Origin of the sequence: Floridaenema flaviceps BLCC-F50 (genome assembly GCF_041929275.2) — a bacterium.
GTDB lineage: Bacteria > Cyanobacteriota > Cyanobacteriia > Cyanobacteriales > Aerosakkonemataceae > Floridanema > Floridanema flaviceps.
Genome location: NZ_JBHFNR020000002.1, coordinates 1677241 through 1703466, shown reverse-complemented (window position 1 = coordinate 1703466; position 26226 = coordinate 1677241). Strand labels below are relative to the sequence as shown.

28 protein-coding genes are annotated in these 26226 nt (G+C 40.5%); 12 read left to right on the top strand and 16 right to left on the bottom strand.

The genetic code is table 11. The features are described from left to right. Nucleotides 1–169 precede the first annotated feature (169 nt). Nucleotides 170–1039 (bottom strand): DUF2382 domain-containing protein, encoded by an 870-nt coding sequence (locus ACE1CI_RS27880; protein ID WP_413262245.1) that lies wholly within the window; start codon nucleotides 1037–1039, stop codon nucleotides 170–172. 316 nt (nucleotides 1040–1355) lie between these two features. On the opposite strand from ACE1CI_RS27880, the gene ACE1CI_RS27875 reads away from it, so the two are divergent. The 4 genes from ACE1CI_RS27875 (at nucleotide 1356) to ACE1CI_RS27860 (ending at nucleotide 4019) form a co-directional block, all read left to right on the top strand. Then, entirely contained in the window at nucleotides 1356–2018 is a 663-nt protein-coding gene (locus tag ACE1CI_RS27875; RefSeq protein ID WP_413262246.1) for a bifunctional 4-hydroxy-2-oxoglutarate aldolase/2-dehydro-3-deoxy-phosphogluconate aldolase, read from the top strand. 12 nt (nucleotides 2019–2030) lie between these two features. Beyond that, a complete protein-coding gene (locus tag ACE1CI_RS27870) occupies nucleotides 2031–2546 on the top strand; it encodes a L,D-transpeptidase (protein WP_413262247.1) in 516 nt (171 codons plus the stop codon). A 262-nt stretch (nucleotides 2547–2808) separates the two neighbouring features. Further along, nucleotides 2809–3327, top strand: a complete 519-nt coding sequence (locus ACE1CI_RS27865; RefSeq protein WP_413262248.1) for a L,D-transpeptidase — start codon at nucleotides 2809–2811, stop codon at nucleotides 3325–3327. Nucleotides 3328–3533: 206 nt separating this feature from the next. Continuing rightward, nucleotides 3534–4019 (top strand): L,D-transpeptidase, encoded by a 486-nt coding sequence (locus ACE1CI_RS27860; protein ID WP_413262249.1) that lies wholly within the window; start codon nucleotides 3534–3536, stop codon nucleotides 4017–4019. Nucleotides 4020–4072: 53 nt separating this feature from the next. On the opposite strand, the gene ACE1CI_RS27855 is transcribed toward ACE1CI_RS27860, so the two are convergent. Next, nucleotides 4073–5668 carry an Hsp70 family protein gene (locus tag ACE1CI_RS27855; protein WP_413262250.1) on the bottom strand — a complete coding sequence of 532 codons (1596 nt, stop codon included), beginning with the start codon at nucleotides 5666–5668 and terminating at the stop codon, nucleotides 4073–4075. 75 nt (nucleotides 5669–5743) lie between these two features. Between ACE1CI_RS27855 and ACE1CI_RS27850 the strand changes: the two genes are divergently transcribed. The 5 genes from ACE1CI_RS27850 (at nucleotide 5744) to ACE1CI_RS27830 (ending at nucleotide 9525) form a co-directional block, all read left to right on the top strand. Then, nucleotides 5744–7066: an AAA family ATPase gene (locus ACE1CI_RS27850; protein WP_413262251.1), complete on the top strand. Its 1323-nt coding sequence runs from the start codon at nucleotides 5744–5746 to the stop codon at nucleotides 7064–7066. Nucleotide 7067: 1 nt separating this feature from the next. Continuing rightward, the gene (locus ACE1CI_RS27845) at nucleotides 7068–7607 is read left to right on the top strand and encodes a hypothetical protein (RefSeq protein WP_413262252.1); all 540 of its coding nucleotides are present in this window, start codon (nucleotides 7068–7070) and stop codon (nucleotides 7605–7607) included. A gap of 239 nt (nucleotides 7608–7846) precedes the next feature. Beyond that, nucleotides 7847–8065, top strand: a complete 219-nt coding sequence (locus ACE1CI_RS27840) for a hypothetical protein (protein WP_413262253.1) — start codon at nucleotides 7847–7849, stop codon at nucleotides 8063–8065. Between the two features lie 503 nt (nucleotides 8066–8568). Next, complete coding sequence (locus tag ACE1CI_RS27835) at nucleotides 8569–8730, top strand: YqaE/Pmp3 family membrane protein (RefSeq protein ID WP_413262254.1); 162 nt, start codon at nucleotides 8569–8571, stop codon at nucleotides 8728–8730. Between the two features lie 294 nt (nucleotides 8731–9024). After that, the gene (locus tag ACE1CI_RS27830) at nucleotides 9025–9525 is read left to right on the top strand and encodes a Tic20 family protein (protein ID WP_413262270.1); all 501 of its coding nucleotides are present in this window, start codon (nucleotides 9025–9027) and stop codon (nucleotides 9523–9525) included. Here the strand turns inward: ACE1CI_RS27830 and ACE1CI_RS27825 are convergent. Then, nucleotides 9522–10340, bottom strand: a complete 819-nt coding sequence (locus tag ACE1CI_RS27825; RefSeq protein WP_413262255.1) for a fumarylacetoacetate hydrolase family protein — start codon at nucleotides 10338–10340, stop codon at nucleotides 9522–9524. The genes ACE1CI_RS27830 and ACE1CI_RS27825 overlap by 4 nt on opposite strands. A 469-nt stretch (nucleotides 10341–10809) precedes the next feature. On the opposite strand from ACE1CI_RS27825, the gene ACE1CI_RS27820 reads away from it, so the two are divergent. Beyond that, nucleotides 10810–12099, top strand: coding sequence for a Glu/Leu/Phe/Val family dehydrogenase (locus ACE1CI_RS27820; protein ID WP_413262256.1), 1290 nt, complete (start codon nucleotides 10810–10812; stop codon nucleotides 12097–12099). 138 nt (nucleotides 12100–12237) lie between these two features. Here the strand turns inward: ACE1CI_RS27820 and ACE1CI_RS27815 are convergent, their stop codons facing one another. The 5 genes from ACE1CI_RS27815 to ACE1CI_RS27795 all read right to left on the bottom strand — a co-directional run bounded on the left by ACE1CI_RS27815 (nucleotide 12238) and on the right by ACE1CI_RS27795 (nucleotide 14235). Further along, complete coding sequence (locus tag ACE1CI_RS27815) at nucleotides 12238–12567, bottom strand: type II toxin-antitoxin system PemK/MazF family toxin (RefSeq protein ID WP_413262257.1); 330 nt, start codon at nucleotides 12565–12567, stop codon at nucleotides 12238–12240. A gap of 3 nt (nucleotides 12568–12570) precedes the next feature. Next, nucleotides 12571–12807 (bottom strand): hypothetical protein, encoded by a 237-nt coding sequence (locus ACE1CI_RS27810; protein ID WP_413262258.1) that lies wholly within the window; start codon nucleotides 12805–12807, stop codon nucleotides 12571–12573. 248 nt (nucleotides 12808–13055) lie between these two features. Then, complete coding sequence (locus tag ACE1CI_RS27805; protein WP_413262259.1) at nucleotides 13056–13307, bottom strand: ribbon-helix-helix domain-containing protein; 252 nt, start codon at nucleotides 13305–13307, stop codon at nucleotides 13056–13058. A 261-nt stretch (nucleotides 13308–13568) separates the two neighbouring features. Further along, a complete protein-coding gene (locus ACE1CI_RS27800; RefSeq protein ID WP_413262260.1) occupies nucleotides 13569–13988 on the bottom strand; it encodes a putative toxin-antitoxin system toxin component, PIN family in 420 nt (139 codons plus the stop codon). Then, entirely contained in the window at nucleotides 13981–14235 is a 255-nt protein-coding gene (locus ACE1CI_RS27795) for a DUF2281 domain-containing protein (protein ID WP_413262261.1), read from the bottom strand. Before ACE1CI_RS27795 ends, ACE1CI_RS27800 begins: the two co-directional genes overlap by 8 nt. A 148-nt stretch (nucleotides 14236–14383) precedes the next feature. On the opposite strand from ACE1CI_RS27795, the gene ACE1CI_RS27790 reads away from it, so the two are divergent. Further along, nucleotides 14384–14551 (top strand): hypothetical protein, encoded by a 168-nt coding sequence (locus tag ACE1CI_RS27790; RefSeq protein WP_413262262.1) that lies wholly within the window; start codon nucleotides 14384–14386, stop codon nucleotides 14549–14551. Here the strand turns inward: ACE1CI_RS27790 and ACE1CI_RS27785 are convergent. The 7 genes from ACE1CI_RS27785 to prfC form a co-directional block, all read right to left on the bottom strand. Beyond that, nucleotides 14536–15480, bottom strand: a complete 945-nt coding sequence (locus ACE1CI_RS27785; protein WP_413262263.1) for a GDP-L-fucose synthase family protein — start codon at nucleotides 15478–15480, stop codon at nucleotides 14536–14538. The genes ACE1CI_RS27790 and ACE1CI_RS27785 overlap by 16 nt on opposite strands. 33 nt (nucleotides 15481–15513) lie before the next feature. Continuing rightward, complete coding sequence (gene gmd, locus ACE1CI_RS27780) at nucleotides 15514–16593, bottom strand: GDP-mannose 4,6-dehydratase (protein WP_413262264.1); 1080 nt, start codon at nucleotides 16591–16593, stop codon at nucleotides 15514–15516. Between the two features lie 302 nt (nucleotides 16594–16895). Beyond that, nucleotides 16896–17627, bottom strand: a complete 732-nt coding sequence (locus ACE1CI_RS27775) for an undecaprenyl-phosphate galactose phosphotransferase family protein (protein WP_413262265.1) — start codon at nucleotides 17625–17627, stop codon at nucleotides 16896–16898. A gap of 256 nt (nucleotides 17628–17883) precedes the next feature. Beyond that, on the bottom strand, nucleotides 17884–19035 hold the full coding sequence (locus ACE1CI_RS27770; protein ID WP_413262125.1) for a glycosyltransferase: 1152 nt from the start codon (nucleotides 19033–19035) through the stop codon (nucleotides 17884–17886). 299 nt (nucleotides 19036–19334) lie between these two features. After that, nucleotides 19335–19850, bottom strand: a complete 516-nt coding sequence (locus ACE1CI_RS27765) for an RNA recognition motif domain-containing protein (RefSeq protein WP_413262124.1) — start codon at nucleotides 19848–19850, stop codon at nucleotides 19335–19337. Nucleotides 19851–20500: 650 nt separating this feature from the next. Next, nucleotides 20501–22891 carry a M48 family metalloprotease gene (locus ACE1CI_RS27760; protein ID WP_496615869.1) on the bottom strand — a complete coding sequence of 797 codons (2391 nt, stop codon included), beginning with the start codon at nucleotides 22889–22891 and terminating at the stop codon, nucleotides 20501–20503. 162 nt (nucleotides 22892–23053) lie between these two features. Then, on the bottom strand, nucleotides 23054–24682 hold the full coding sequence (gene prfC / locus ACE1CI_RS27755; RefSeq protein ID WP_413262121.1) for a peptide chain release factor 3: 1629 nt from the start codon (nucleotides 24680–24682) through the stop codon (nucleotides 23054–23056). 219 nt (nucleotides 24683–24901) lie between these two features. Between prfC and ACE1CI_RS27750 the strand changes: the two genes are divergently transcribed. Then, nucleotides 24902–25249 carry a DUF4870 domain-containing protein gene (locus ACE1CI_RS27750; RefSeq protein WP_413262120.1) on the top strand — a complete coding sequence of 116 codons (348 nt, stop codon included), beginning with the start codon at nucleotides 24902–24904 and terminating at the stop codon, nucleotides 25247–25249. A 344-nt stretch (nucleotides 25250–25593) separates the two neighbouring features. On the opposite strand, the gene ACE1CI_RS27745 is transcribed toward ACE1CI_RS27750, so the two are convergent. Then, complete coding sequence (locus tag ACE1CI_RS27745) at nucleotides 25594–26082, bottom strand: hypothetical protein (RefSeq protein WP_413262119.1); 489 nt, start codon at nucleotides 26080–26082, stop codon at nucleotides 25594–25596. Nucleotides 26083–26226 lie beyond the last annotated feature (144 nt).

The following is a 26226-nucleotide window of genomic DNA, read 5'->3' as shown; positions in this document are numbered from 1 at the left end:
TGATTGCTTCTGGCTAAATTATTGATAATTGGCAATAATTTGCTAAAGATTTAATTTGAATAATTTCTAATACAACAGCTTACGCTTCCACCTTTTAAAAAGGCAAATGTAGCGTAAGCTGTGTTGGCTCTAGCAAAGCCATATCCCGTAAAGTTCTTCCAAGAAAACTTTATTCAGGGCGACGAATTGTTTCTTCTTTCAAACTACCCTGATTGTTGATATCCAACTCTTCACGACGCAGGGTTTCTTCTGCACTTACATTTTCCCGCTCGACTTCTTTTCTAATAGTAACTTCTTCCCGCACGAAGGCTTCTTTACGAATTTCTGGCACTTCTTCGTAAATTTCCATGCGTGCCATTTCGCCTTCTTTAAAGTTAGTTTCGTTCACACTAGTTGCAGTTCCAGCATCTACCGGAGTAGTCCGTTCAATGACTACTCTTTCTTTTTCCACAGGAACAGAAACTCTGGCGGTTTCAGTTTCCACACGCTTACCAATTGCTACTTCGCCTGCTTTGTGGCGCATTTTGTTAGCAACTAAGCGTTCTTCGTACAATCTCAATCTTTGATGATCGCTGTCGTTGATACCATACAAATTTGGCTGTTGTTCATAGTCGTAAGTACTACCTACATTAGCCGCAACTGTTGGTTGTGGAGTAACAACTGGTAGCACAGTAGCTTCAGGTTGATAAACTCCTCTTACTTGATCTTCGTAATCGTAATCGACTCTCTCAAGATCGTCAAAATTGGGCAGTTGTTCTACTTGTTCTTTGGTTAATCCGACGGCATAAATGCGTTCTGCGTTAGCATCAATGCGAGAGCGACCTACAGGTAGTAATACTTTTTTTCCGAATACCCAAAAGCCTGTGTCTACAACAAAATACCGGAAACGACCAGTTTCATAGTCAACTAAAACATCTTTAATTGTACCAATCTTTTCGTCACTGCGATCGGCATAAACATCCATCCCCTTGACATCTTCACCATCAAATAGTTCGTCACGGTAATTAGGGTAATAATTTTCAATCTTAGCTAACGCCATAATTTACTTCCTCGACTCTATCTACAAGATAATGTTATAAAAAAAATCCTTTAGATACCTCCTTCCAAGGAATTATTTCTTTTGTTTGCCAGTATGTCATCCGGGGGAAACAGTTACTTAGAATCTATTTAATCAGTAAATAAATCTTTATTTGACTTGGGCGCGTAAAATGCTACAATCAAAAATTTCAACAAATGATTAGGAAGTCGATCGAATTAATTTGGGTAAATAAATGCTGACGAAAAACTGTTGAAGTTAGGAAAAGAATCAGTAAATATTAGCATACAAAAATTTTTCCGAAAGTAAATGAATGAAAATGTCTAGGAAATTGTGGGTAAAAGTGTTACAGCAGGAACGAGCGATCGCAGTAATTCGCGCTCAAAATTGGGAGCAAGGTTGTCAAATGGCGAAAGCTGTAGCAGCGGGAGGAATGAAACTAATTGAGATTACTTGGAATAGCGATCGCCCAGAAAAAACTATTAGTTATTTGCGCTCAGAATTACCAGATTGTCAAATAGGCTGTGGCACTTTATTAAATTTAGAACAGCTGGAAAAGGCGATCGCCTCTGGTGCAGAATTTCTCTTTACTCCCCACGTTGATTTAACCTTGATTCAAACAGCAATTAAAGCGAATATTCCCATAGTTCCAGGCGCACTTTCGCCAACGGAAATTGTTACCGCTTGGCAAGCGGGGGCTAGTTGTGTAAAAGTATTTCCCATTCAAGCTGTAGGAGGAGCAAGCTATATTCGGAGTTTACAAGGGCCATTAGGAAATATTCCCTTAATTCCTACTGGGGGAGTAACCTTAAAAAATGCCTTGGAGTTTTTGCAAGCAGGTGCGATCGCAGTCGGACTTGCAGGTGATTTATTTCCCCAAAATTTAATTAATAAAGCAGATTGGCAAGCAATTAGCACAAATGCGAAAAACTTGATGCAACAAATTAATTTGATTAACATGAAGTTAAATCCTCGATCCTGAGAGGTAAAAATAATGAATAAAACTTTTTCTTCCCACTGGTTACGCTATTTAGGAGCATTATTAGTCGGTGCTGTAATTAGTTTCACCGGACTACCCGCGTGGTCAAATACCTCAGAGGCGAGAACTGCACAAGCCGATGAAATTGCTAATAAAATCTTAGAATTGCAAGAAACAGAACAACGCTGGATTCAAATTGACCTTTCCCACCAAAGATTAATCGCCTGGGAAGGAACAAAACCAGTTTACGCTGTAACTGTTTCCACCGGAAAAACAGCTACCCCCACAGTTTTAGGAACCTTCGCCATTCAAACCAAACACCGCGTCGCCAGAATGACAGGCCCCGATTATGATGTTCCTGATGTACCTTATACCATGTACTTTTACCGAGGCTACGCCATTCACGGTGCATACTGGCATAACCGTTTCGGCACTCCAGTCAGTCACGGTTGCATTAACGTAGCACCAAATCACGCCGCATGGTTATTTAATTGGGCGAGTGTCGGAACACCAGTGGTTGTGCATGATTAGGTGATTAGGGACTGGGGACTGGGGACTGGGGACAAGGGGACTGGGGGACAAGGGGACTGGGGGACAAGGGGACAAGGGGACAAGGGGACAAGGGGACATTATTTAAATTACAACTCTCTTCTTAACTTAAAACTCAAAACTCAAAACTCTCCTAGTCCCCAGTCTCAAAAACCAGGAATTTACTTACCAAAAATGTAGTTATACCTCAGAACTAGAAAACCTAAATTTAGAGGTTTACTTCTGTGAAATGAGGTAGCGAATTATGAACAGCAGAATTACTACCTTAAGTCGTTGCAGCGGCTTTTTGGTAAGTACAACATTAACTTTGGCGGCGTTATTTTCTTGGTCAATCCCAGCTACAGTAGCGCAAAGTATGCGAAACCAAGAAAGCATTATTGCACAAAGAATTGCCACATTGCAACAGTCAGAAAAACGCTGGATTGAAGTCGATCTTTCGGAACAAAAACTGATTGCTTGGGAAGGAGCAAATAAAGTTTATACTTTAACCGTTTCCACTGGTAAATCTGCCACTCCTACAATTACGGGTACTTTTACAGTCCAATCCAAGCAAGTATCTGGTAGAATGCAAGGGCCAGATTACAATGTTCCTTATGTTCCTTATATTATGTACTTTTCTGGTGGCTATGCAATTCATGGAGCTTATTGGCATAACCGTTTTGGTACGCCAGTTAGTCATGGTTGTGTAAATTTGCGAGTTTCAGAAGCAGAGAAAATTTTCCAATGGGCTTCTGTGGGAACGCCTGTAATAGTACGTCGTTAATGGAAACTTAGGAAAGATTGTTTTAGATTTGTAATTAAGATTTAAGCCTGACTCGTAAAATTTTACAAAGTTAACAGTAATCAAGCCAAAGGAAGCCAAAAATCATGCTCCTTTGGCTTGGCAATTTGTTAAGATTATGTTTTAAATTTTTAATTTGCTTTTCTAAGGTTGTGTACTAATCTATATTGCAAGGAGGAAGTGAATTTATGGAAACAATCATTCGTTTATCTTGGTTACGTCGGTCAAGTGCTTTTTGGGTGAGTTTAGCGTTAATTATCACTAGTTTATTTGCTTGGTCTGTACCTACTTCGGCTACATCAAAGTCAAGCGGGGGTGGGTCAGGTCGTTGGATTGAAGTTGACCTATCTAGCCAGCGTTTATATGCTTGGCAAAATGGTAGAAGGGTTTACTCGATTCGGATTTCTAGTGGTAAACGTGGTACTCCCACTCGTGTCGGTACTTATGCAATTCAAAGAAAGTATCGGGCAAAAACAATGCGGGGAAGGGGATATGTTGCTCCTAATGTTCCTTATACCATGTTCTATTCTGGAGGTTATGCGATTCACGGGGCTTATTGGCATAATCGCTTTGGTACTCCAGTTAGTCATGGCTGTATTAATTTACCAGTCGGTCAAGCCCGTCAATTATTTAGCTGGGCGGGCACAGGAACAAGAGTGGTAATTCGCCGTTAGGAGTGCCATAGATCCCCGACTTCTTGAAGAAGTCGGGGATCTTCTAGCTTACATTAACTAAGTTGAACTACTGGCTGATTTTCTAATAGAGTTTGATTAGTAAATAAATCTTCGACAGTAATTCTGAGAAAACGATCGCCATCAACTTGAAATAGCAGTTTAATCCGATCGCTTCCCGGAAATCCAGGTGGTGTTAATTGGGCGATCGTTCGGGCACCTTGGCGATCGTTTAAAGGTTTTACTTGTGTTTCTCCACTGGTAAGATTTCGAGTAACTAAGCGATCGCCATCAAAGTAAACTTCAGTAGCACCTGTTTGTGTACCTAATTCGCCAATAATTAATTCGATACTGGGTTGATTTTCCACCGAAGCGCCTAACAATAATTCTACAGGTTCGCTCATTGGATAAGGTTGCCCTTCTTTAATGAGAGAATGCCAATTATGACGATTCAGTTTGCGATCCCAATAACGAATTCCGTAACTGTGATAAAGAAAGTCTTTTAATTCGATACCTTGAGTGAGTTGTAAGGCACCTTGCGCGATCGCTTCAAAAGGTTTTTCACAACGAATCTTTGAAACATCAAAATATTGTTGTACCCACGTTTGCACAGCAGGAATTTGTACTGTTCCACCGACTAACAAAACTGCATCAATATCAGCAACTTCGATCCCTTGTCGCCTTGCTTGCTGCAAAACTTGGGTCATGGAATCATCCAATCTATCAAAAAATTGCTGTTCTTTGAGGATGGTTTCAAAGCGATCGCGGTCTAATTCCAATTCGTAACTTTCAAAGGTTTCATCATCAAAATAAACCTCACTCGCCTGTCTTTGCAAAGAAAGCTGGATTTTCAACTTTTCTGCCAAACGAGTTGTTAAAGGTGTCGCTTCTATTCCCTGTGTTTTAACAAAGTAATCGACTAACCAATTATCAAGATCTGTACCGCCTAAATTTTGCCCAGCTTTAGCAATTACACGGGCAGTTTTCACCTTTTGACCAGAATTTTCTGCTAGGGATTTTTGCCCCCATTTCAAAATAAAACCTACAGGTTTTTTAGCAGAGGTACTATCCAAACGTACCAAGGAAAGATCCAGCGTTCCCCCACCAAAATCAACAACTAAAATAATTTGTTGATCCTTCATTCCGTAACCTAAAGCTGCTGCGGTTGGTTCATCTAGAATCCGCACTTGTTCGACTGGCAAAGTTTTACATACTTCACCTAACCAATTACGATAAGCTTCAAAGCTATCAACCGGAACAGTTAATATTAAAGATTGACCGACATCGGGCAAAGTTTCTTGTAACTTTTCAATAATATTAGTGAGAAACCATTGTCCGACTTTCTCGAAAGTAACAATTTGCCCATCTAATTCGGGGAGAAAACCTTGAATATCTGCACCTATTCCCCGTTTAAAACTGCGGAAAAAGCGAGGGTCGGTTTTCACATCCAAACCCCGATCGCGCACCGCCTGTCCAACTACAACATTACCAGCATAAGCATCTTCAACATAAAGCAAACTGGGAATTAAGGGCGGATTTTGTGCCAAGGTGACAGACATTCCCGGTAAATTCAAGGTTTCTGGTTGCTGGGTGACTGGGTTCCAGCGAGTAATTACAGTGTTGCTAGTACCAAAATCAATTGCGATCGCCATTCAGCTAAATTCAATCAATGAATTAGGTTTAAATCATATTATGGTATTTAGCAGCCCAAACACAAACACAACATTATGAGCGAATCAAATTCCTCAAAAAATGGTTTTATAGTTTCTGGACAGGGAATCGATCGCATTTCAGTACATGGCTATAAGTCTCTTTACGAAGAGTGCAGCATCGAAGTGCGTCCTCTAACAATACTTGCAGGTGCTAATAGTTCAGGTAAATCCAGTATTATGCAGCCATTACTGCTACTAAAGCAAACTCTGGAAGCCAGCTATGATCCAGGTGCGCTGCTACTCAATGGCCCTAATGTTAAATTTACTTCAGCAGATCAGCTTTTATCCAAATTGTCTGGAAAGAATCACTCTGACAGTTTTACTGTCAAAATTGACATGGAAAATTATCTCGGTACTGATTTTTTAATTAGTACATTCACTAAACAACCAAAACAAGGGATTCAAGTTGTTCGCTCAACGTATCACATAGTTGATCACATAGTTGATGATGAAATCACTATTTCACCAGACATGAATCATCAAGAATTGCTCAAAATACTTCCATATTGGCTGCAAGAAAGAGGTATGATCCCAGAAGGATGGAATGTGAGTAGAATACGTGGGTTTCTCGAAGTTCAACAAGGCAACGGGTTACTTTTTTCTTCCACACTCTCTAGTAATTTTCAACAACAAATTCGTCGTTTAATCCATGTTCCTGGGTTAAGAGGAAATCCCGAACGGAGTTACAATACTACAGCTGTTGGTCAGGAGTTTCCTGGTACTTTTGAGAATTATGTTGCCAGCGTAATCAGTCATTGGCAAAATACAGAAGATGATCGACTTATAAAATTAGAAGCAGATTTGGAAAAACTAGGATTAACTTGGAAAGTTGATGCCAAACAGCTGAACGATGTACAGATTGAATTGCGTGTAGGTCGTTTGCCTCGTAGTAGTGAAGCAAGTGATATGGTTAGTATTGCTGATGTTGGTTTAGGTGTATCACAAACTTTGCCTGTTTTAGTTGCTTTGCTAGTAGCAGAACCAGGACGATTAGTTTACCTAGAACAACCAGAAATTCACTTGCATCCTCGCGCTCAAGTTGCGTTAGCGGAAATATTAGCTGATGCGGCGAATCGTGGTGTCAGAGTAGTTTTAGAAACTCACAGCGAATTACTTTTATTAGCAGTTCAATCTTTAGTTGCAGAGGGGAAATTATCGCCTGATTTGGTAAAACTTCATTGGTTTAAACGGCGAGAAGATGGGGTTACAGAAGTTAGCAGTACTGATTTAGATGCAGCGGGAGCTTTTGGAGATTGGCCCGAAGATTTTAGCGATGTTTCTTTGAAATTAGAAAGTCGTTATTTGGATGCAGCAGAGGCTCGGTTGATAAATAATTAAGATGATAGAAAAAGTCTCTAAGCTGCTGGTAATTGATGCCTCTGTTGCGCGTGCTGCTGGTGGAGAGAGTGCGATCGGGAAATCAAAAGACTGTCGAGATTTTTTGCTTGCTGTTTTCGATATCTCTCATCGAGTTGTGATGACACCAGATATCCGAAAAGAATGGGATAAACATCAATCAAATTTTTCACGGACATGGCGTAGCAGAATGGTAGCAAAAAAGAAGCTGGAATATCGAAACGATATTGTAATAAATGATGAATTATGGAAAGGAGTTGAAGATTTTACCGAGTTCGACAACCAACGCGAGGCAATGGTTAAAGATTTACTCTTGATTGAAGCAGCACTGGTGACAGATAAAATTATCGTTTCTCTTGATGAAGTAGTAAGAAAACTTTTTCATCAAGCAGCTGAACAAGTGGAAGAAGTCCGAAATATTGTCTGGGTTAATCCTGCTAAACCAGAAGAACAAGCAATTTCTTGGTTAGAAAGTGGCGCAGCAGCAGAACCGGAAAGAATGCTGGGATTTTACACAAAATAAAATGTTTCTGGCTAAAGGCTCATTTTACGAGTAGCACAAACTATGTCCAAAGGCAGATTATTTGTTTGTGGACAGTAAACGTTATTTTCGTTACAATCTTTAATGTATATCTTTGGAATTATGTCAAGTAGTTAAAACACTTCTTAATATTGAGTTGTTTCAGGGATAGGCATCGGGTTGAGAAAAAGTAAGCATTCCTGTCCCAGCAGGAGAAATTGCCAAAAAAAGGCGGATAAGTCATGAATAAAGAGCAGAAATCGGAGATAGGACGATTTTTAGGTCGTTTGAAGAGTGGAATTTGGTTTATTGGGATTTCTTCTTGGTTGTTTGGAATTTGCGATCGCACCATAGCTTCCCTAGCAGATGGGTATTTGTCAGCGATCGACATTACCCAATTGTTTACAGCTTCCTTCTTTTTTGTCAGTTGGTTATTCCTAAAGCCAACATCTAGACTTTGAGAAAAAAGTGTACGATCGCAATGCGTTAACTCTAAAGTTGTATTGTAAAACTTCACTCAAAGTATAGTCAAATATTATCAATAGTAGTCTTTCGTTGATAAAGAAAACAACGAAAGATTGATGTACAATTAATATATAAGCCTTAAAAGCCAAAGACTGTTAAGCTTGCCGTGAGATTCGGGTCACACAAGCGTCCTTGCCTACTCGGTTATTAAAAGGACAGCGCCTCTGTCTAGGACAAGTAGAAATGTTTAACAAGAGGTAATTAAAGACAAAGCTCAAGAAAAGCAGTCCCAAACACTTAAAAGTAATGGGATAGAGGGCATTGTAGTTTGCCCAGTGAGGGTCACACCTCCAAAATAAGACCATTAATATTTGTCTATGGTTTTATGAACTATAAGTCTGCTCCTTTGTTTTGATCTGTGTAATTCGGAAGAAGATGCAACCCAATAGCGTCGCTAAAATCGAGATAGCAATTTAAGAACAAAACAAAGGAAATACTTATGGATATCATCCGCATCATTGCCGCTATCTTTTTACCGCCTTTAGGAGTGTTCTTACAAGTTGGTTTGGGTAAAGATTTTTGGATAAATATCCTCTTAACACTCCTGGGTTATATTCCCGGAATAGTCCACGCAATTTGGATTATTGCCAAAGTAAGATAGGTGAATTTTTTTACTTAGATAGCTAAGTTTTGCACCTAGCAAGAAAATGGCTATGTTAAGTTATAACCTAGTTGGGATAGCTAAATAAAGCGCGATCGTTATGACTAGAAGAAAAACACGACGTACTTTTTTAGCCACTAGCATAGCCATAGCCAGTGGAATTGTCGGGAGTGCTACTTTGAATCCCCAGCGTAAACTAGGTAAAAAGTCCCCAGTCAACCTGGGACTTCTTCTTTTACAGGAATTGTTGCTAGAGTGAACTTATATGCACCTTTAGCGCAGGAGAATTCTCACATGAGTTGGCGGGGAACTACGACGGTTGCCGATCGCATTTTTGCTAGCTTACCCTATCTTTTACCACTGATGGATGGGTTATTGATATTTAGTAGACCTTTTTTTAGTCAATTTCCTATCTTAAGCATTCTTGTTTTGCCACTGCAACCGTTGTTGGTAATTTATATAATGCTGAACAGCTCTTTCTTTGGCTTCGGTTCACTAATTCTGTTTTTAGGGTTGTATTTTTTGGTGGTGAGGAACGAAAGAATTGCTCATTTTATTCGGTTTAACACTATGCAGGCAATTCTGATTGGAATTGTGCTGTCTTTGTGCAGTTTGATTCTTCGATACATTTTAGCTCCTGTTTTAAGCAATGCTCCCTTTATCATGGAAACTCTCATGACCACAATCTTTTTAGGAGTTGTGGCAGCATTTTTCTACTCAGTAATCCAATCCCTGATGGGACGCTATGCTGAGATTCCCACAATTTCGGAAGCTGTTTATATGCAAGTCCGTTAATCATTTTTGCTGCTTTGAGAAACATTGGTGGGATTCGTTACTGGTCTTTGGATTACTGTGTTAGTTAAGTAACCAATTCCCTCAATTTCTACACGGACGCGATCGCCTATTTTTAAAGGCCCAATTCCCGCAGGAGTCCCAGTTAAAACCACGTCTCCAGGTAGCAAAGTCATGACTTGGGAAATGTAAGATACCAATCGATCGGGACTAAAAACCATTTCCTCCACAGAAGCTGATTGTACGGGCTGTGGGTCATCATTGACAAAGGTCTGCAATCGAGCGCCAGGAGTCAATTCTCGCACAATCCAAGGGCCTAAAGGACAAAAGGTGTCAAATCCTTTGGCTCTTGTCCATTGATTGTCTCGCTTTTGTAAATCCCTGGCTGTGACATCGTTGGCTATGGTGTAGCCCCAAATTTTTGCCTGTGCTTGTTGTGGGGTGCAATCTATGGTGCGATCGCCAATAATTAAAGCTAACTCCCCTTCATAATCCATCCTTTGCGTTTGCGGTGGATACCAAATTTCTGTCTCCGTCGGAATCACCGCAGTTGATGGTTTCAAAAACAGCAAAGGTTCTTTGGGAACTTCTGACTCCATTTCAGCTGCGTGTTTCACATAATTTTTCCCCACTGCTACCACTTTTGAAGGCGCACAAGGAGCTAAAAGCTGATAACTGTCTGGATCTAACTCAGTGTCAGTTGGTTGACCTTGTAACCAAGGTGGTGCATCTAGAACAATCACACTGCGGTTTAATTGCAATAACCCGTAGTAAATTTGTCCTTTGTTCGTTTGAATACGGACGTACCGTTTCGCCATAGTGATGATAGATATCCTCAGAAAGTCAAATTTCAAAAGCGATCGGGCAAAAATGGAAATCCTCAGAGTAATTGTTTACTGATTCCCTTTGCCTTTTGCTTTTGCTGATGTGCAGGGTAACACCTAAACACACAATCATTGACTATTTTTTTACAACAATCTGAAGTGGATTTGAACAAAGCAGGTTGCAGCACCTTCTTCAAGATGGGCGAAAATCATACCCTTAGCCAGGTTCAGTACCATCATCAGCCAGTAGTTTAGATTTTGACACTGCTACGTCTCATTTTCCCAGCTAAAAGCCAAAATCAACAACTTTTCTCTAGGGAATTTTCTCCCCCATGTTACCTACCATCAATCACTCTAAAATTTTGTAACAAAAACTACACTTTTATCTTTTTTTCCAAAATTTTAGGTTACTCTACGGATAGATACATAGTTCGCTGCGATACATAATTAGGAATAAATACTTATGGTTTCCTCATCATTACGACCTTTAGAAACTCCATCTCCGGCATTTATCTGTCCCTTTGACCAAGCTTGCAGTTACTTAGACCAAGCGGCAAAAGAGTTACATTTGGATCAAGGTTTGCTGGAAGTGTTGAGTCACCCCCGCAAAGTCGTCACAGTTTCCATTCCAGTGAAGCTGGATAATGGTCGAGTGGAAGTGTTAGCGGGACATCGGGTGCAACACTGCGATGTTTTAGGGCCATATAAAGGTGGCACTCGTTACCATCCTGATGTCACATTGCACGAAGTATCAGCTTTAGCAATGCTAATGACTTGGAAGTGTGCTTTAGTCGGTATCCCTTACGGTGGTGCAAAAGGCGGAATTGCGCTTGACCCCGCACGCTACAGTGTTGGAGAATTGGAGCGTATTACTCGGCGTTATACTAGCGAATTAATTAAAGATATTGGCCCTGCTATTGACATTCCTGCGCCTGATGTCGGTACATCTGCAAGGGAAATGGCGTGGATGATGGACACTTACTCAATGAATGTCGGTCATGCTGTACCTGGAGTAGTCACAGGTAAACCTATTTCCATTGGTGGTTCTAGGGGTCGGGAAATGGCAACCGGACGGGGTGTAATGATTATTGTCCGGGAAGCAATGGCGGAACGGGGGAAAACCTTGGCGGGTGCAACAGTAGTTATTCAGGGTTTTGGTAATGTTGGTGGTGCGGCGGCGGTGTTGCTGCATGAAGAGGGTGCGAAAGTAATTGCTGTTTCCGATGCTACTGGGGGAGTTTTCGATCCTGAAGGTTTGGATATTCCAGCATTAAAAGCTTATTCTCTAAATAATCATCGCAGTGTAATTGGTTTTCCGGGTGCAAAAGCTGTTACTAATGCTGAATTATTGGCCTTACCTTGTGATGTTTTAATTCCGGCAGCTTTGGAAAACCAAATTACTGAAGATAATGTTCATGAAGTGCAAGCACAAATTGTAGTAGAAGCTGCTAATGGCCCTGTAACTTTAGTAGCAGATAGAGCTTTAGAAAATCGCGGTGTAACTGTACTACCAGATATTTTAGCTAATGCTGGTGGTGTAGTAGTTAGTTATCTGGAATGGGTGCAAGGACTTTCTTACGTTTTTTGGGATGAAGAAAGGGTGAATAAGGAAATGGAAAATTTGATGGTTCATGCTTACCATCGAGTTATTCAAGAGTCGAAAATGCGGCAAGTTCCACTGCGAGTTGCGGCTTATACTTTGGGTGTAGGTCGTGTGGCTCAAGCTTTAGCCGATCGCGGTTTATACCCTTAAATTTGCCGGGTTTTCAAGTTTTAGATTCAGGTGAATGAGTTGTTGCGATCGCACTTTTTTGTCTGGAAGGTGCGATCGTTTTTTATTATTTCCTCTCTTTTTACTTTAATAAGCGATGCTTCTCAATTTTGCTTAATCTTAGAAAGAAGACCAAATTTGTCTGATTTTGTCACGCACTTTCTCCCAATCGCTAGATTCCAACATTCCTAATCTACGATTTATTAAACTCTTTTCTACTGTGTTAACTTTATGTAGCCGAACTACTGACTGTTTGAGTAAACCTGCTACTTGAAATTCTAAAATTTGAACATCGTAAAGTGTGTGAGTTATTTTAGTGGTAATCCGTGCTACTAGAATGTCATTGTCACCAGTATCTAAAAGTACCAAAACTGGTCGCAGTTTCACTCCAGTTACATCAGTAAAAGGATACGATAATAGGATAACCTCTCCCGGCTGATAATTTTCCATAATTCAAATATTATCGTAGATAGCATCTTCGTCACTGTAACCAGCGAATAATTGTGTTGTTCCCAAACGCGCCCAATCTGCCGCTTCTTTTTCTTCCTCATCTTCCTCTATATCAACAAGTTCATTGACTAAGATAATTATCCTCACTTGTTGATTAGGGGTAAGGTTTTTTAACATAGCGTCGGGTAATTCGAGTTTACCTTCGGCTGTGACTTTGGCTGGAAATTCGTAGGCTTTCATATCTCTAGATTTTATGGGTTAGCTTTGCCTTTTTGAACAAAGTTTTTGTTTGAAAATTTCAGTATATATGAGCGCATATTTTCCCACATATACATAATATGATAAAGAGATAAAAATTGCAAGTGCGATCGCGCTTTTTTGGAAGGTGCGATCGTTTTTTCTTCTCTTTCTTCGTCCTTTAATCCAACTCAAAATTATCACTAAAAGGATATAGACGAAAATGTTAGTATCGAGCAAAATTTTACCGTTCAATAGAGTTCTTCCCTTTGCCAGTTTCGCCCTCCTGGTAGGGAATTGCGGTTTTTGATGCTGTTAATAAATTCTTTCTCTGCTTCCCAAGCTGCTAAATTTGTTTGGGAAACTGGAATCGAAGCAATATGCAGATCGATCGCTTGACGAATAATTTCTGCTTCGCTAATTCCCGTTTGTTGGGCGATCGCTTTTAGCAGGTTTTCTTGATGGCGTTCAATATAAATTTGCTTGCGTATTTTAGCAGACATATTTTTGCTTACTTGCTATATACATTATTTTATACATCATTGTGGAAAAAAACAGGAAAAGGGGCGATCGTTCTTTACTTTCTTCCCTTTTTGCTGTATTATTTAAATAATGGAAATATTTGGCAATTAAATATTTAATGATAGTTCTTCCTCGTCTATATCATATTATCATAAAAAAATTAACCTAGTCAATAGCTTTACCTATTATTTTTGCGAATAAGACAGACTAATTTTAGGTTTGTTGATATGCGCGATCGATAATTAAATATTCTCGCGTGATAATGCTTGTAAAAATAAAACAGGAGTTAATATCTGCGTACCGTGATAGTATTTGATAGACAGTAAATGATTGTCAAGGGAGAGTAAATAGTCAGCTTTTGCTTCATAAGCAGCAGCTAAGAACTTATTATCGTCTGGATCGATTGTATCTAGTCGCGTAGCTTCATAAGCGCCAGGGATATACAATGCTGTTGAGCCTATAGCTGCGACTAAATCCTCTATATCGGTATCGGAAACTCGCCGTCTCAAAAGCACTACAACTAATTCTTCCAATAACTGAGGTGCCATAATTAATGTAAAATCACCTCGATACCAACTATCTAGTACCTGACGCGGCGTATTTGGCGTTTGACAGAGAATAGCAGCAACAAAAACCGAAGTATCTATGACAACCTTAAACATTTTTCATTGCGGCTATTCTAGACCTAACGGCTTCAAATTCTGCCCAAATAACCTCTGGTGGACGAGGTGGCGTGTTCATTGCACGAGTTAATCCCCTAGCAATTATATCTTTAGCTTTTGCCAATTCATCCTCTGTGGGAGGCGCAATTTCAGATTGCTGTAATAATTCGACAAATTGCAGGACTTCCTGTTGCTTTTCTGGGGGTAATTCCCGCAATTTTTCCAGTACAGCTTGTTCTATAGTCATTATGTTATTTTTTTGATGGATGGTTTGTGTCGATATTATAATCTTAGATGATGCGATCGGATTTTACGTATTTATTCATTTAGAGTTTTTTAACATTGCGTCGGGTAATTCGAGTTTACCTTAGCAAGAATTTGTCCATCTGGGCTAAATGCGACGGAACAAACCCAGTCATTATGAGAAAGAGATAAAAATTGCAAGTGCGATCGCCCAAAAATGCTTTAGCGCCCAAGCGCAACAACGTACAAAAGAGCGATCGCACTCTGGAAGAAATGCGATCGCTCTTTTCAAATTCGCCTACAATTATTCAGCGTGTTGACGATACCAATCGATCGTTTTTTTCAAACCTTCGCGGAAATCTGTTTGCGCTTGAAAACCAAAGGATTGCTTTGCCCGTTCCACATCTAAACAACGGCGTGGTTGACCGTTTGGTTTGTCAGTTTGCCAGACAATTTCGCCTTGAAATTCCATCAATTCGCAGATTAATTCTACGAGGTTACGAATGGTAATTTCATAACCAGTTCCCAGGTTTACGGGGTCAGATTCGTTATAGAATTGAGTGCCCATAACAATACCTTGTGCCGCATCTTCGGAATAGAGAAATTCTCGGCTAGGACTACCATCACCCCAAACTGGTAATTCTTTATCTCCCCGTTGTTGGGCTTCGTAAACTTTGCGAATTAAAGCTGGAATTACGTGCGAACTTACTGGATCGAAATTGTCTTCAGGGCCGTACAAATTCACAGGTAATAAGTAAATTCCGTTAAACCCATACTGTTGCCGATAAGACTGAAGTTGCACTAATAAAGCTTTTTTGGCAATGCCATAAGGTGCATTTGTTTCTTCAGGATAACCATTCCAAATGTCGTCTTCTTTGAATGGTACTGGGGTGAATTTAGGGTAAGCACAAATTGTGCCGACACAGACAAATTTTTGGACTCCAGCTTGATAGGCGGCATGAATTAATTGCGTACCCATCATTAAATTGTCATAAAACAATTCGGCTGGTTTAATCAGATTTAAACCGATACCGCCAACGTGGGCTGCTAGGTGAATGACGATATCTTGTTGATCGACTGCTCTTTGACAAGCTTCTAGCGATCGCAAATCGTAATCACGAGATCTTGGTACTGTAATCTTTTGCGGATCTGCACCAGCTTGTGTTAATTTTTGCACCACTTGGCGGCCTAAAAAGCCTGCCCCGCCAGTGACCAAAATCCGTTTATCTTTCAAATCTAATTCTGTCATAATGTTGACCTCTGCTGTCGGGGCTGAAACTGCTTACTCAATCATCGCAACTGCATCTTGGCGAACGGTAGCAATATCTCGTGCTGCTTTATGTGAATGACCATTTGGTAATTCCAAACCTAAAGCTTGCAAATCTGCTTCTACCATTATCTCTACTAATTCTGGGAAAGTTACGGAAGGTTCCCAACCTAATTTTTGTTTAGCTTTAGTAGGATCGCCAATCAGGATATCTACTTCCGCAGGACGCAGATAACGTTCATCAAATTCTACATATTTCTGCCAATCTAAATTGACAAAGCCAAATGCTAAATCTAAAAACTCTTTGATGGAGTGAGTTTCTCCCGTAGCAATTACATAATCATCTGGTTGGTCTTGTTGCAACATCAACCACATAGCTCTGACATAATCTTTAGCGTAGCCCCAGTCCCGTTTAGAATCGAGATTACCTAAGTAGATTTTCTTTTGTTTTCCAGCTACAATGCGTGCGATCGCCCTGGTAATTTTGCGTGTCACAAAAGTTTCGCCACGACGTGGACTTTCATGGTTAAACAAAATTCCATTACAAGCAAACAAACCGTAAGATTCACGATAGTTTACAGTTTGCCAGTGACCATACACTTTAGCGCAAGCATAAGGGCTTCTGGGATAAAAAGGTGTTGTCTCTTTTTGGGGAATTTCCTGTACTTTACCAAACATCTCCGAAGAACCTGCTTGATAAAAGCGAACTTGAATCCCTGTCCGATGTTGATAGTCCCGAATCGCTTCTAACAGGCGCAAGGTTCCCATTGCCACGCTGTCAACTGTATACTCTGGAGAGTCAAAGCTGACGCGGACGTGGGATTGTGCTCCTAAGTTAAAAATTTCTACTGGCTGAACTTCTTCTAAAATGCGGCGTAGAGTCACGCCATCAGTTAAGTCGCCGTAGTGCAGAAATAACCGCGCTGACTCGTTATGTGGATCTACATAGATATGATCGATGCGATCGGTGTTAAACGTAGAAGTCCGGCGAATGATCCCATGAACTTCATAACCCTGTTCCAGTAAGAATTCACTTAAATAAGAACCATCTTGACCTGTAATACCAGTGAGTAGGGCCCGCTTTCTGTTAGTCATCTTCTTTAATTTCCTTGAACTTTATCTGATGGTTTTTCACTCCTTAACTTAAGTTAACCCAAACTCTGTGAGCAAATTAACAAGTCTATGTGTAAAATTTGCAAATTTTTTGCAAATTTCTTAAATTTTCATAGATTAGCCATTAAGCCTCAGAGCTTTTACGTAAAAATGAGTGAAAAATAATTACTTATTCTACCCCTACTTACAGGTAAACTCAATCGAAGGGGAAAAAAGAATATTTTAACCTTTCCCCTTTCACTTTTAACTTAGTCTCTACTGTCGAAAAAAGCTCAACTAATTTTTCAGTAAGCACCGTTATTTGTAGGAAACAGCACTACACCAATCGTCTTGAAAATCACCGATAAATCTAATAAAAGATTGCGGTTATTGACATAGTAAACATCAATTTTGACTCGTTTATCGTAAGGAATATCATTCCGTCCTGAAACTTGCCAAATCCCTGTAATTCCTGGTTTTATAGTCAATACCTTATCGATATATCTCCCATACATAAACAGTTCATCAGGTACTAGCGGTCTTGGCCCAACGACGCTCATTTCTCCTTTTAAAACATTCAAGAATTGCGGAAATTCATCCAAACTTGTGACTCGGAGAAATTTACCAATCCAGGTAATTCTTGGGTCATTTTTTAGTTTGAAATTATCTGCATATTCTTGGCGAAGTTCTGGGTGTCTGGCTAACATATCTTGCAAAACTTCATCGGCATTAGTAACCATAGTGCGAAATTTTATACACTTAAAAGGTCGGTGATTTTTACCAATGCGTGTCTGAAGATAAAAAATTGGCCCAGGGGAAATGATGGCTATCAACAAAGCCAAAAGCAGGTAGACGGGCGCAAACAAAATCAATACAGCGAGAGAAAAAACAATATCAAAGCTGCGCTTGGCAAGATCCCGAGAGAAAATCTTTACAGATAGATTTCGGTTTTCGCCTTCGAGCCGGAGTGGCTGGAAACTAAGCTTCCTCAACCCCCGAAATAATCTGGGGGAGACAAAAGGGCTTTCGGCAGTCATTGTACTCCTTACACTACTTCACACCACACACAGTCCACATCATAAAGCTAAGACTAGGAAATGGGAAATAGGTGGCAGGGAGCAGGGGGGCAGGGGGGCAGGGGGGCAGGGGGGCAGGGGGGCAGGGGGGCAGGGGGGCAGGGGGGCAGGGGGGCAGGGGGGCAGGGGGACAAGGGGACAAGGGGACAAGGGGACAAGGAGACAAGGGGACAAGGAGACAAGGGGACTCTTGAAATCAAAACTCAAAACTTAAAACTCAAAACTTTCTTGGAGCCTTTTGCTTTCGGCTACAACAACGATCGACATATTCCAAATAACGCTGTTTAAAGATGTCTGGGGAGAACTTGGCGGCTTGATCTCGCGCTACTTCAGGATTAAACTTCCCTTCGTAAGCAATAAAGGTCTTAACTGCGTCTATTATTGCTGTGACTGATTGTTCGGCAAACAATATCCCTGTGCCACTGTCAGGATGTTGGCGAATATCCCGCACTGTTTCGGAGGTACCTCCTGCGCCAAAAGCGATCGCTGGTGTGCCGCAAGCTTGCGCTTCTACGGGAGCAATGCCAAAATCTTCATAAGCAGCGTATACAAAAGCTTTAGCATTAGCCATATACTTTTCTACTACGTCATCTGGCTGAAAACCCAAAACCTGTACATTAGGCTGTGCTAGTTGGCGCATTTTTGGCAATTGGGGCCCGGTACCAATTACGATTAACGGTAGTCCTAGCTGATTGAAGGCTTGAATAATTAAACTGACTTTTTTGTAACTAACTAGGCGGGAGACTATCAAATAATAATCTTCTTTTTTGGTTTGGTAGGGGAAGCGATCGATATTTACAGGCGGATAAATCACTTCTGCTTTCCGGCGATAATAACGCCAGATTCGATTAGCTGTATGCTCAGAATTAGCAATAAAATAATCTACTCGATTTGCCGCTAAAACATCCCACTGGCGGAGTCTATGCAGCAAATAGCGTGTCATCATTCCCTGAATACCTTGCCCCATAAAACTTTGAGCCAGATAATCAAAAGTCAAATCCCAAGCAAAACGCATTGTGGCATGACAGTAGCAAATATGTAATTGTTGGGGAGTGGTAATTACTCCTTTAGCAACGGTATGGGAAGAAGAAAGAATAATATCGTAGTTTCTTAAGTCTAATTGTTCGATCGCCAAAGGTAAAAAAGGCAAATATTTCTGTACCCCATTTCTCGCCAACGGGAAATTTTGTAAAAAAGTCTTACCTATAGAACGCCCAAATAAATAACTTTCTGGATTTGTCGATTCAAAATCAATTAAGGCATAAAGATCGGCATCAATATACTTTAAAATTTCTTTAACAACTAGTTCTGAACCCCCAGTAGCTTTGGGTGTCAACCATTCATGGACAAGGGCATAAGTTTTAGTCATTTAAGTTGCTAGTAGAGGCAGCAGACAAGAAACTTTTGAGTTTTGAATTAACTTAAAACTTAAAACTCATAACTCATAACTCCGAAAGCGGGGGAGAGCGATCGCAAGAAATAGATGAGCAGAGAGAATCTGTTCATCTATTTAAAGTTTTATTGATAAATTCGGGCAACCGAAACCAGGGCTAAAGAAAAATGTATCCAGTAAAGAGTTACGGAGCAATTCTTCCACAGCCAGATCGTCGAACCAACAAGTCCTTAGAGCGATCTCAATAACCGACTCCTTACGGAGTCGGGAGCAAATTAAGGATTTGTGGTTTGTGCAGCCAAACGCTGCTTGAGCTCTTCCAATGCGGAAGCCCAGCGTGGATCGGGTTGGACAGCATCATTGTTGGAACTATAAGTCTGCGTATTACCACCGCCTCCAGAGGGACGACGAGACTTTTTATTCCGACGTTTGCCTTCACCAGAACCACCACCAGCATTATTGGTATTTGGTCTGGGAGTGCTGCTAGCTGCTGCTGGTTGTTGTTGTTGGGGTGCTGCATCCTCGTCACTTTGCCCTTTGGTGCGAGGTAGTGCCTTTTCGATTTTCAAAGCACTGTCTTTAAAAACAAAACCGTTAAACTTACCAATGATTTCATCGGCTTGTTCATCATTTTGGACGGTGACGAAACCAAAACCGCGACATTTTCCAGTTTTCCGGTCTTTAATGACTTTGGTAGAAATGTTGCTACCAGCTTCGGCAAAAACGGCTTGTAATTCTTGGCGATCGATTTCTTCTTTCGGCAAATTGCCTACATACAAACGAATTGACATATTAAAAATCCCTCCAGACTTTGGTTCAAACAAACTTGCTTGTCAGCGCTCCTATCTTGCTGGTTGAGGAGAAACTGGATTGACAAATGCTCACACAAAACTACTTCTGTGTCTTTCTGGCCAATTACCATTAAACAGCTCACCACGTCAAAAAACGCTTGGTTTCTCATTCGGTGCCCAAAATTTTACACCTAACTTTGCAGCATAGAAGTCTACATCACACATCTGATAATCAGATGTTTGGCTCGGATGTTGCTTTTCTAAGATGTTAACGCCATTCATTAAGGTATCACGACCAACGATCAGTAACCAGTTCTGTGGATAGATTTCCGTTCTAAATTTGGATTTCCCACAGGTGAAATGCAGTTACCCAGAACTCTCATCCTTTTAATAGGCACTGTTTCAAATTGTACCTGTATCCTGAGCTATGTTGCTCAAAAAGTAGCAAACAAAAACCAGCCTATGCTTCTCGGCTGGTTCAGCTTGCTGTGTTGGGAGGAGGAAATCCTGATACCAAGGCTTTCAAGCAATGTCAAACTAATCAATAAGACTACTTGAGTCAAGTCTTTGGTTAAGAAGTTCCTGTAAATAAATGTAACATTTTCTCTGGCACTTCGCAACTTTTCTTTACAATTCGTTGGTTTCTGCAACTAGCCGCCTTGATAAATTATGTAAGCACCCCAGAGGGCTGCTGCTAATGCCAGGATAAAAGACCAAGTTGGGTGGCTACTATTAATGGTTGTGCCTGTTTGGGTGCGTAAAGTTCTCACATCTAGCCAAGGGGTAGCGCCACGATGGAACCAACCTGTAATGGTGACGTTACGGTTTACCATTTCGCTAGGACGCGGTTGAGAGAATAGGTTTCCTAGAGGGCCAAACCAAGAGAAGTGATGTAATTTAATTAAGCCTGTGGCGGTTTGTAGAATTAGGTCTTGACAAAACCAGTTACTTACGCCGTAATGACCTAAAAGTTTTCCTTCCCAGGTAATTGGTTGTGTATCAATTGGGAGTGTGGCAGGATTAGCTAAAAGTTGAGGTAGGTTGGGGGATTTTTGTTGAGATGGGGTTTTGCGATCGGGAAAAAAAGCATTAAGCCGGAGTAAAATGCCTAAACTAATGCCGATTAAAAGACAACCGTAAATTAGTGACCAATCTCCCCACATCCAATCTAGTAAAATTTGTTTTAGTTTGATTCGATTACTAATTCCGCCTATTAGCCAAAGTGTACCGCCTAAAGCTAAGCCTAAAAAGATCCCCAAAAAAGGCAATCCTTGTAGTAAAAGCTGAAAAACTTTGCCTCTTGGTGCAGGTTCATTAGGAAAGTTTAGCTCAGTTTCTAGCTTCCAGTATTGAGCATAACGATTTAAGATTCGCAACCTTTCTCCTAAGAGAAGATGGGAGTTATTTATTGTTAGCCAACGTCGATAAGGATTGAGGTAATCCCAAGTTAAAATGGGTTCTAAGGGAGTCAGCGGATACAGACTACCAAAAGTGACTGCTTGCTGAGTTCCGACGATGTTTAATGGGGAAAAACTTTCTAATAAATAACTAGTTTCTCTTTGTTTTTTAATGTTTTCAGCGATGCCAATGCAGCTTTTTAGTAAGGCGCGTGTTAGTGCGTTGGGATTTCCGGTAATTTCGCAGGCTAGCCGATCGCTAAAGTTAATTCTAGCTCTAGATAACCATAACATCGGCCAGCGAAAACACCAATATAAACCGTAAGCTAAGGCTGCGATCGCACCACCAATAAACCGCACTATCCCATTCTCACTATCGTCAGCTGATTGACTAAATTGATAATAAACGACGTAAGGTAACAAACTAACTAAAACTCCCCAAGACATTAAGGCAAAATCCCAGTAAACGAGATGCGCTAATTGAGTCGCATAAATAACAGCTATTTCGTCATCTGTTAGTTGTTCGAGTAATCCCTGACTGACAACAATTCGCGCATTGATTCGGGAATTTCCGTAAGTAAAAGCTAATGGGGCGCTATCACGTAAAACAAACAATTGGGGTATGGCTAATTTTCTTTCTCGACAAACCCGTTGCATTACTCTGGATGCTTCTGGACTTGTTTCGCCAATACTTGTTAAAGGTAATGGTTCTAAACCGCCGATCGATTTTAGCAGTATATCAATGAGCCAAGGAGTTCCTACAATTAGCCCTATAATAATAATTACTGTGATTGGTGTTACATAGCGCAGATGGTTATATGGCTCGTTTTCATTATAATAATAAAACCTTAGTTTCAGGAAAATATCATTAATTTTGCCGAGCAGGAATGAAGCGGTATTACTGATTACCCAAAATAAGGGAATGGTGATGGCGATCGCGCTAAGTACCTGCACTCCCCAAAGTTGCGTTATATCGAATCTAAAACCCAGATTTACTGGCAATTTATGCCATTTTTTTGCCCTTCCTGCTAGTTTCCATTCTGGTTGATAAGCCGGAATATTTACTTCTTCTTGCTGATTGGAATTGACTGATTGGCGATCGCGAATCTCACTTTTAGCAACAGGATTTACAGGAGTTTTTTGTGGTTTATTTGGCTGTACCGCAGATTCTCTAGTTGGTGATGATTCTGATTTTTGACTTGGTTCAATTGGTGTAAAACCAGTCGAAACATTTGGGTTTGATTTAGGAGTTATATTTGATAAATTTGCCGATATTCTTTGTGTAGAAGGAGGCGGTAATTGATCTAAAGGTACAAAACCGCTGTTAGAATTTGGCGGAGTATAAGCTGTTTTTGGTTTTGTTTGTTGGGGGTAATTTTCCTGAAGATAATCCAACATTTTTACCGCCCATTCTTGTACTTTTGAGTTAGTACTTTCACTTAACTGCTGTGTTAAATTAAATGCTTTTTCTACTTCATTCACCCCTTCATAAGCAGCCACCAAACCCATCTGTGCTTTTAGGAGAATGATTTCATTGAGTTCATTTTGGCAGACGCTTTCTAAATGCGCGATCGCAGATAGATAATCTTTTTGTTTTAAAGCCGTTAATCCAGCTTCTAAAGGAGATTCAGGAACAGATGCCATAGTTTACTTTACTCGTTTACCCGGCTTTTCCCAAGATACCCAGATTTTAGCCTTTAGGTAACAGTTAAGCAGATCTAGTTAGAAAAAGAAACATTCAAATGGCTTTTGGCAGAAAGCAGTGATCTTTTTTACCTATAGCTTTCTGCTTTCCACCTTTTTTCTCTATAAAGATTCTGGTTCTTGTCCGGCAACTACGGGCGCAGTATTATTTAATTTTAGTGATGGGTGATCGCCGAGTACTTGTTGTAAATTCCACTCATTTTTAAACAACAGTACAGGTCTTCCCCAGCTATCTTTCACGGTGATGGTGTTAAATAAACGCCCCACTTTTTCTAAGGCTTCCCAACCACCAGCTACCCAACGAGCTAGACTATAAGGTAAATAATCTAGGGTAGTTTCTACGCCATATTCGTTTAACAACCGGAATTGCACAACTTCCAATTGTAATTGACCGACTGCGGCTAAAATTGGGTCGCGTTTTGCTTCATCAACGGAGTACATAATTTGGACTGCACCTTCTTCCCGCAGTTCGGAAACTCCTTTGCGGAATTGTTTAAATTTAGAAGGGTTGGGATTTCTTAAATAAGCGAATAATTCGGGAGAAAAACAAGGGATACCTTCGTATTCTAATTTTTGACCTGTGTAGATGGTATCACCGATCGCAAACACGCCCGGATTATTCAAACCGATCACATCTCCAGGGTATGCTTCTTCGATTGATTCTCTATCTTGGGCAAATAATTTTTGTGGTCGAGAAAGGCGTACAGTTTTTCCACTACGCGCATGATTTACGACCATATCTTTTTCAAATTTTCCGGTACAAACCCGGACAAAAGCAACTCTATCCCTGTGTTTCGGGTCCATATTAGCTTGTAGCTTAAACACGAATCCCGAAAACTCTGGATAAGTTGGCGGAATTTCACCGTTACTACTATTACGAGAACCAGGTTTTAAAGCATAGTGCAAAAAGTTGTTTAAAAACAATTCTACGCCAAAGTTAGTCATGGCACTGCCAAAAAATATGGGGGTCATTTGACCTGCGTGAACTGCTTCCAAATCTAAATCTAGACCTAATTCTTGGAGAACTTCTATATCTTCTTTTAGTTGATAGTAAAGGTCTTTTTCTAATAAGTCCTCAATTCTAGGATCGCCTAAATCCACAATAGTATCTTTGGCTTCTCTGCTACCATGTGCAGTACGTTCAAACAGGTGAATTTGTTGTTTTTGTCTGTCGAATACGCCTTTAAATCGATCGCCCATTCCTATAGGCCAGTTTACCGCATAAGTTTGTAAACCTAATTCCTTTTCAATTTCATCGAGTAATTCTAAAGGTTCTCTTCCTGGACGGTCTAACTTATTTACAAAAGTAAAAATAGGCAAACTTCGCATCCGACAAACTTCAAAAAGTTTGCGAGTTTGTGGTTCCAAACCTTTAGCAGCATCAATTAACATTACAGCATTATCCGCTGCTGCTAAAGTCCGATAGGTGTCTTCACTAAAATCTTGGTGTCCGGGAGTATCCAACAAATTAATCTGACAACCGTGATAAGCAAACTGCAACACCGTAGAAGTGATGGAAATACCCCGTTGTTGTTCCATCTCCATCCAGTCAGAAGTTGCTTTACGTTGTGCCCGACGCGCTTTCACTGCACCCGCTTCGTGAATCGCACCTCCGTAGAGTAACAGCTTTTCTGTTAGAGTGGTTTTACCTGCGTCTGGGTGAGAGATAATCGCAAAGTTGCGACGCTGTTCTACAGCTGTTTGGAGTTCTGGTTGAAGTTCTGTTGTCATGCTGGCTGGTGGTCAGAAATTAGAGTTGGGCAAACCTTAAGTTTAGCAAATTACCAATACTAGGATAGCGAGGGAAGCAAAAATATTCTTGTTTATTCCTGAAAACTATGATGGTTGAGATCCCGCAAATTTGGTACGGTAATTTCTTCTGTCAAGCAGTTTATTGGATATGATAACTTCAAATTAAGCTTAGACCTGACTAGATCAGGGGGTACTTAAATGTACGATAAAACATACGACATGGACAAACGCAAGTTACTTTCTGCATTGTCTCATGGTTCAATTTTCTTCAGCCTTTTAGGGATTTCTATTGGTATCCCGATCGCAATTTTATTTGTATCGGATGACCCAGTTGTCAAAGATAATGCTAAAGAAGCTCTGAATTTTCACCTGAATGTTTGGCTCTATGGCATCATCTTTGGGGTTCTGACTTTGATTTTAATCGGTTTCCTGCTGTTAGGCATTCTGCAAATTGTCAACATGGTAGTGCCAATTTTAGCAATTCTTCATTGCCTGAGTAATACTGAACAACCCTACCGTTATCCGTTTATTTTCCGTTTATTGTAGAAGGGGACTGGGGTAGGGGCGATTCATGAATCCCCCCTACGACAGGGGACTGGGAACTGAGAAATGTGTAAGTTCTAAGTTAAGAACTTTTCTTGCTCCTGTGTCCCCTAGCTTTTTTTGCTATAAAATAACCCTACGGCTTAATAGCAGTAGGGCTTTTAGGACAGTTAAACGCTTATCTTCTAGTGTCTGCAATTTCTAGGCTGGCGAAAGCGTGGTTTGTGACGATTTATATACTGTCTGTTGCGATCGCTAATCTAGAATTTTACTGTCCAGGCTGTCCAGATCCTCCAGATCCCCGACTTCTTCAAGAAGTCGGGGATCTAGAGGGATCTAGATTTAGCCTACAAGGATAAAGCAATATTTCGTGCAATCCACCCCAGTAGAAAGCCAGATAGAGAAACAGCAGATAAAATAAAAAAAGCTTGCCAGTCTTTCAACCCGATCATTGCCATATCTAGTCTAGCTCGCAGGGCGCTGGCAACCAAAAGAACTATATAAGCAACAAAATTAACCCAAATTATTAATATTGATGTCAAAAAAGCTAAGGTAATTAAGGCAAGAAAAGCTCTTGTGTCGGATTGAAAAGTCAAAGATAAAATTTTTCTCAAGTTGGAAAGGGGTGCAGCGAGAGTTTCAGCTAAAAGTAGAATTAAAGCTCCCGTTAATATCAGTACCCACCATTTACATTTAAAAAAAAAGGTTAATCCAAATAACTGACCATTACATAAACCCCATCCAGCCGTGTTTGTATGCAACACCCAGCCTAAAATCATGTAGGTAACAAAGAGCAGGAATAGGGATAGCAAGGGAGAACTTCTGACCTTCTGCATAGAATAGAGAGCCTCTTCAAGCCGAGTTGAACAAAGTCTAGTTCTTGATCGGGAAATTGCTGCAATCCAATTGTCCCGTGAAAGTGGCAAGCTGTAGCCCCGATCTCTTCGATTTCCTTCTGCCTCCTTGTAATAGTTGCAGAA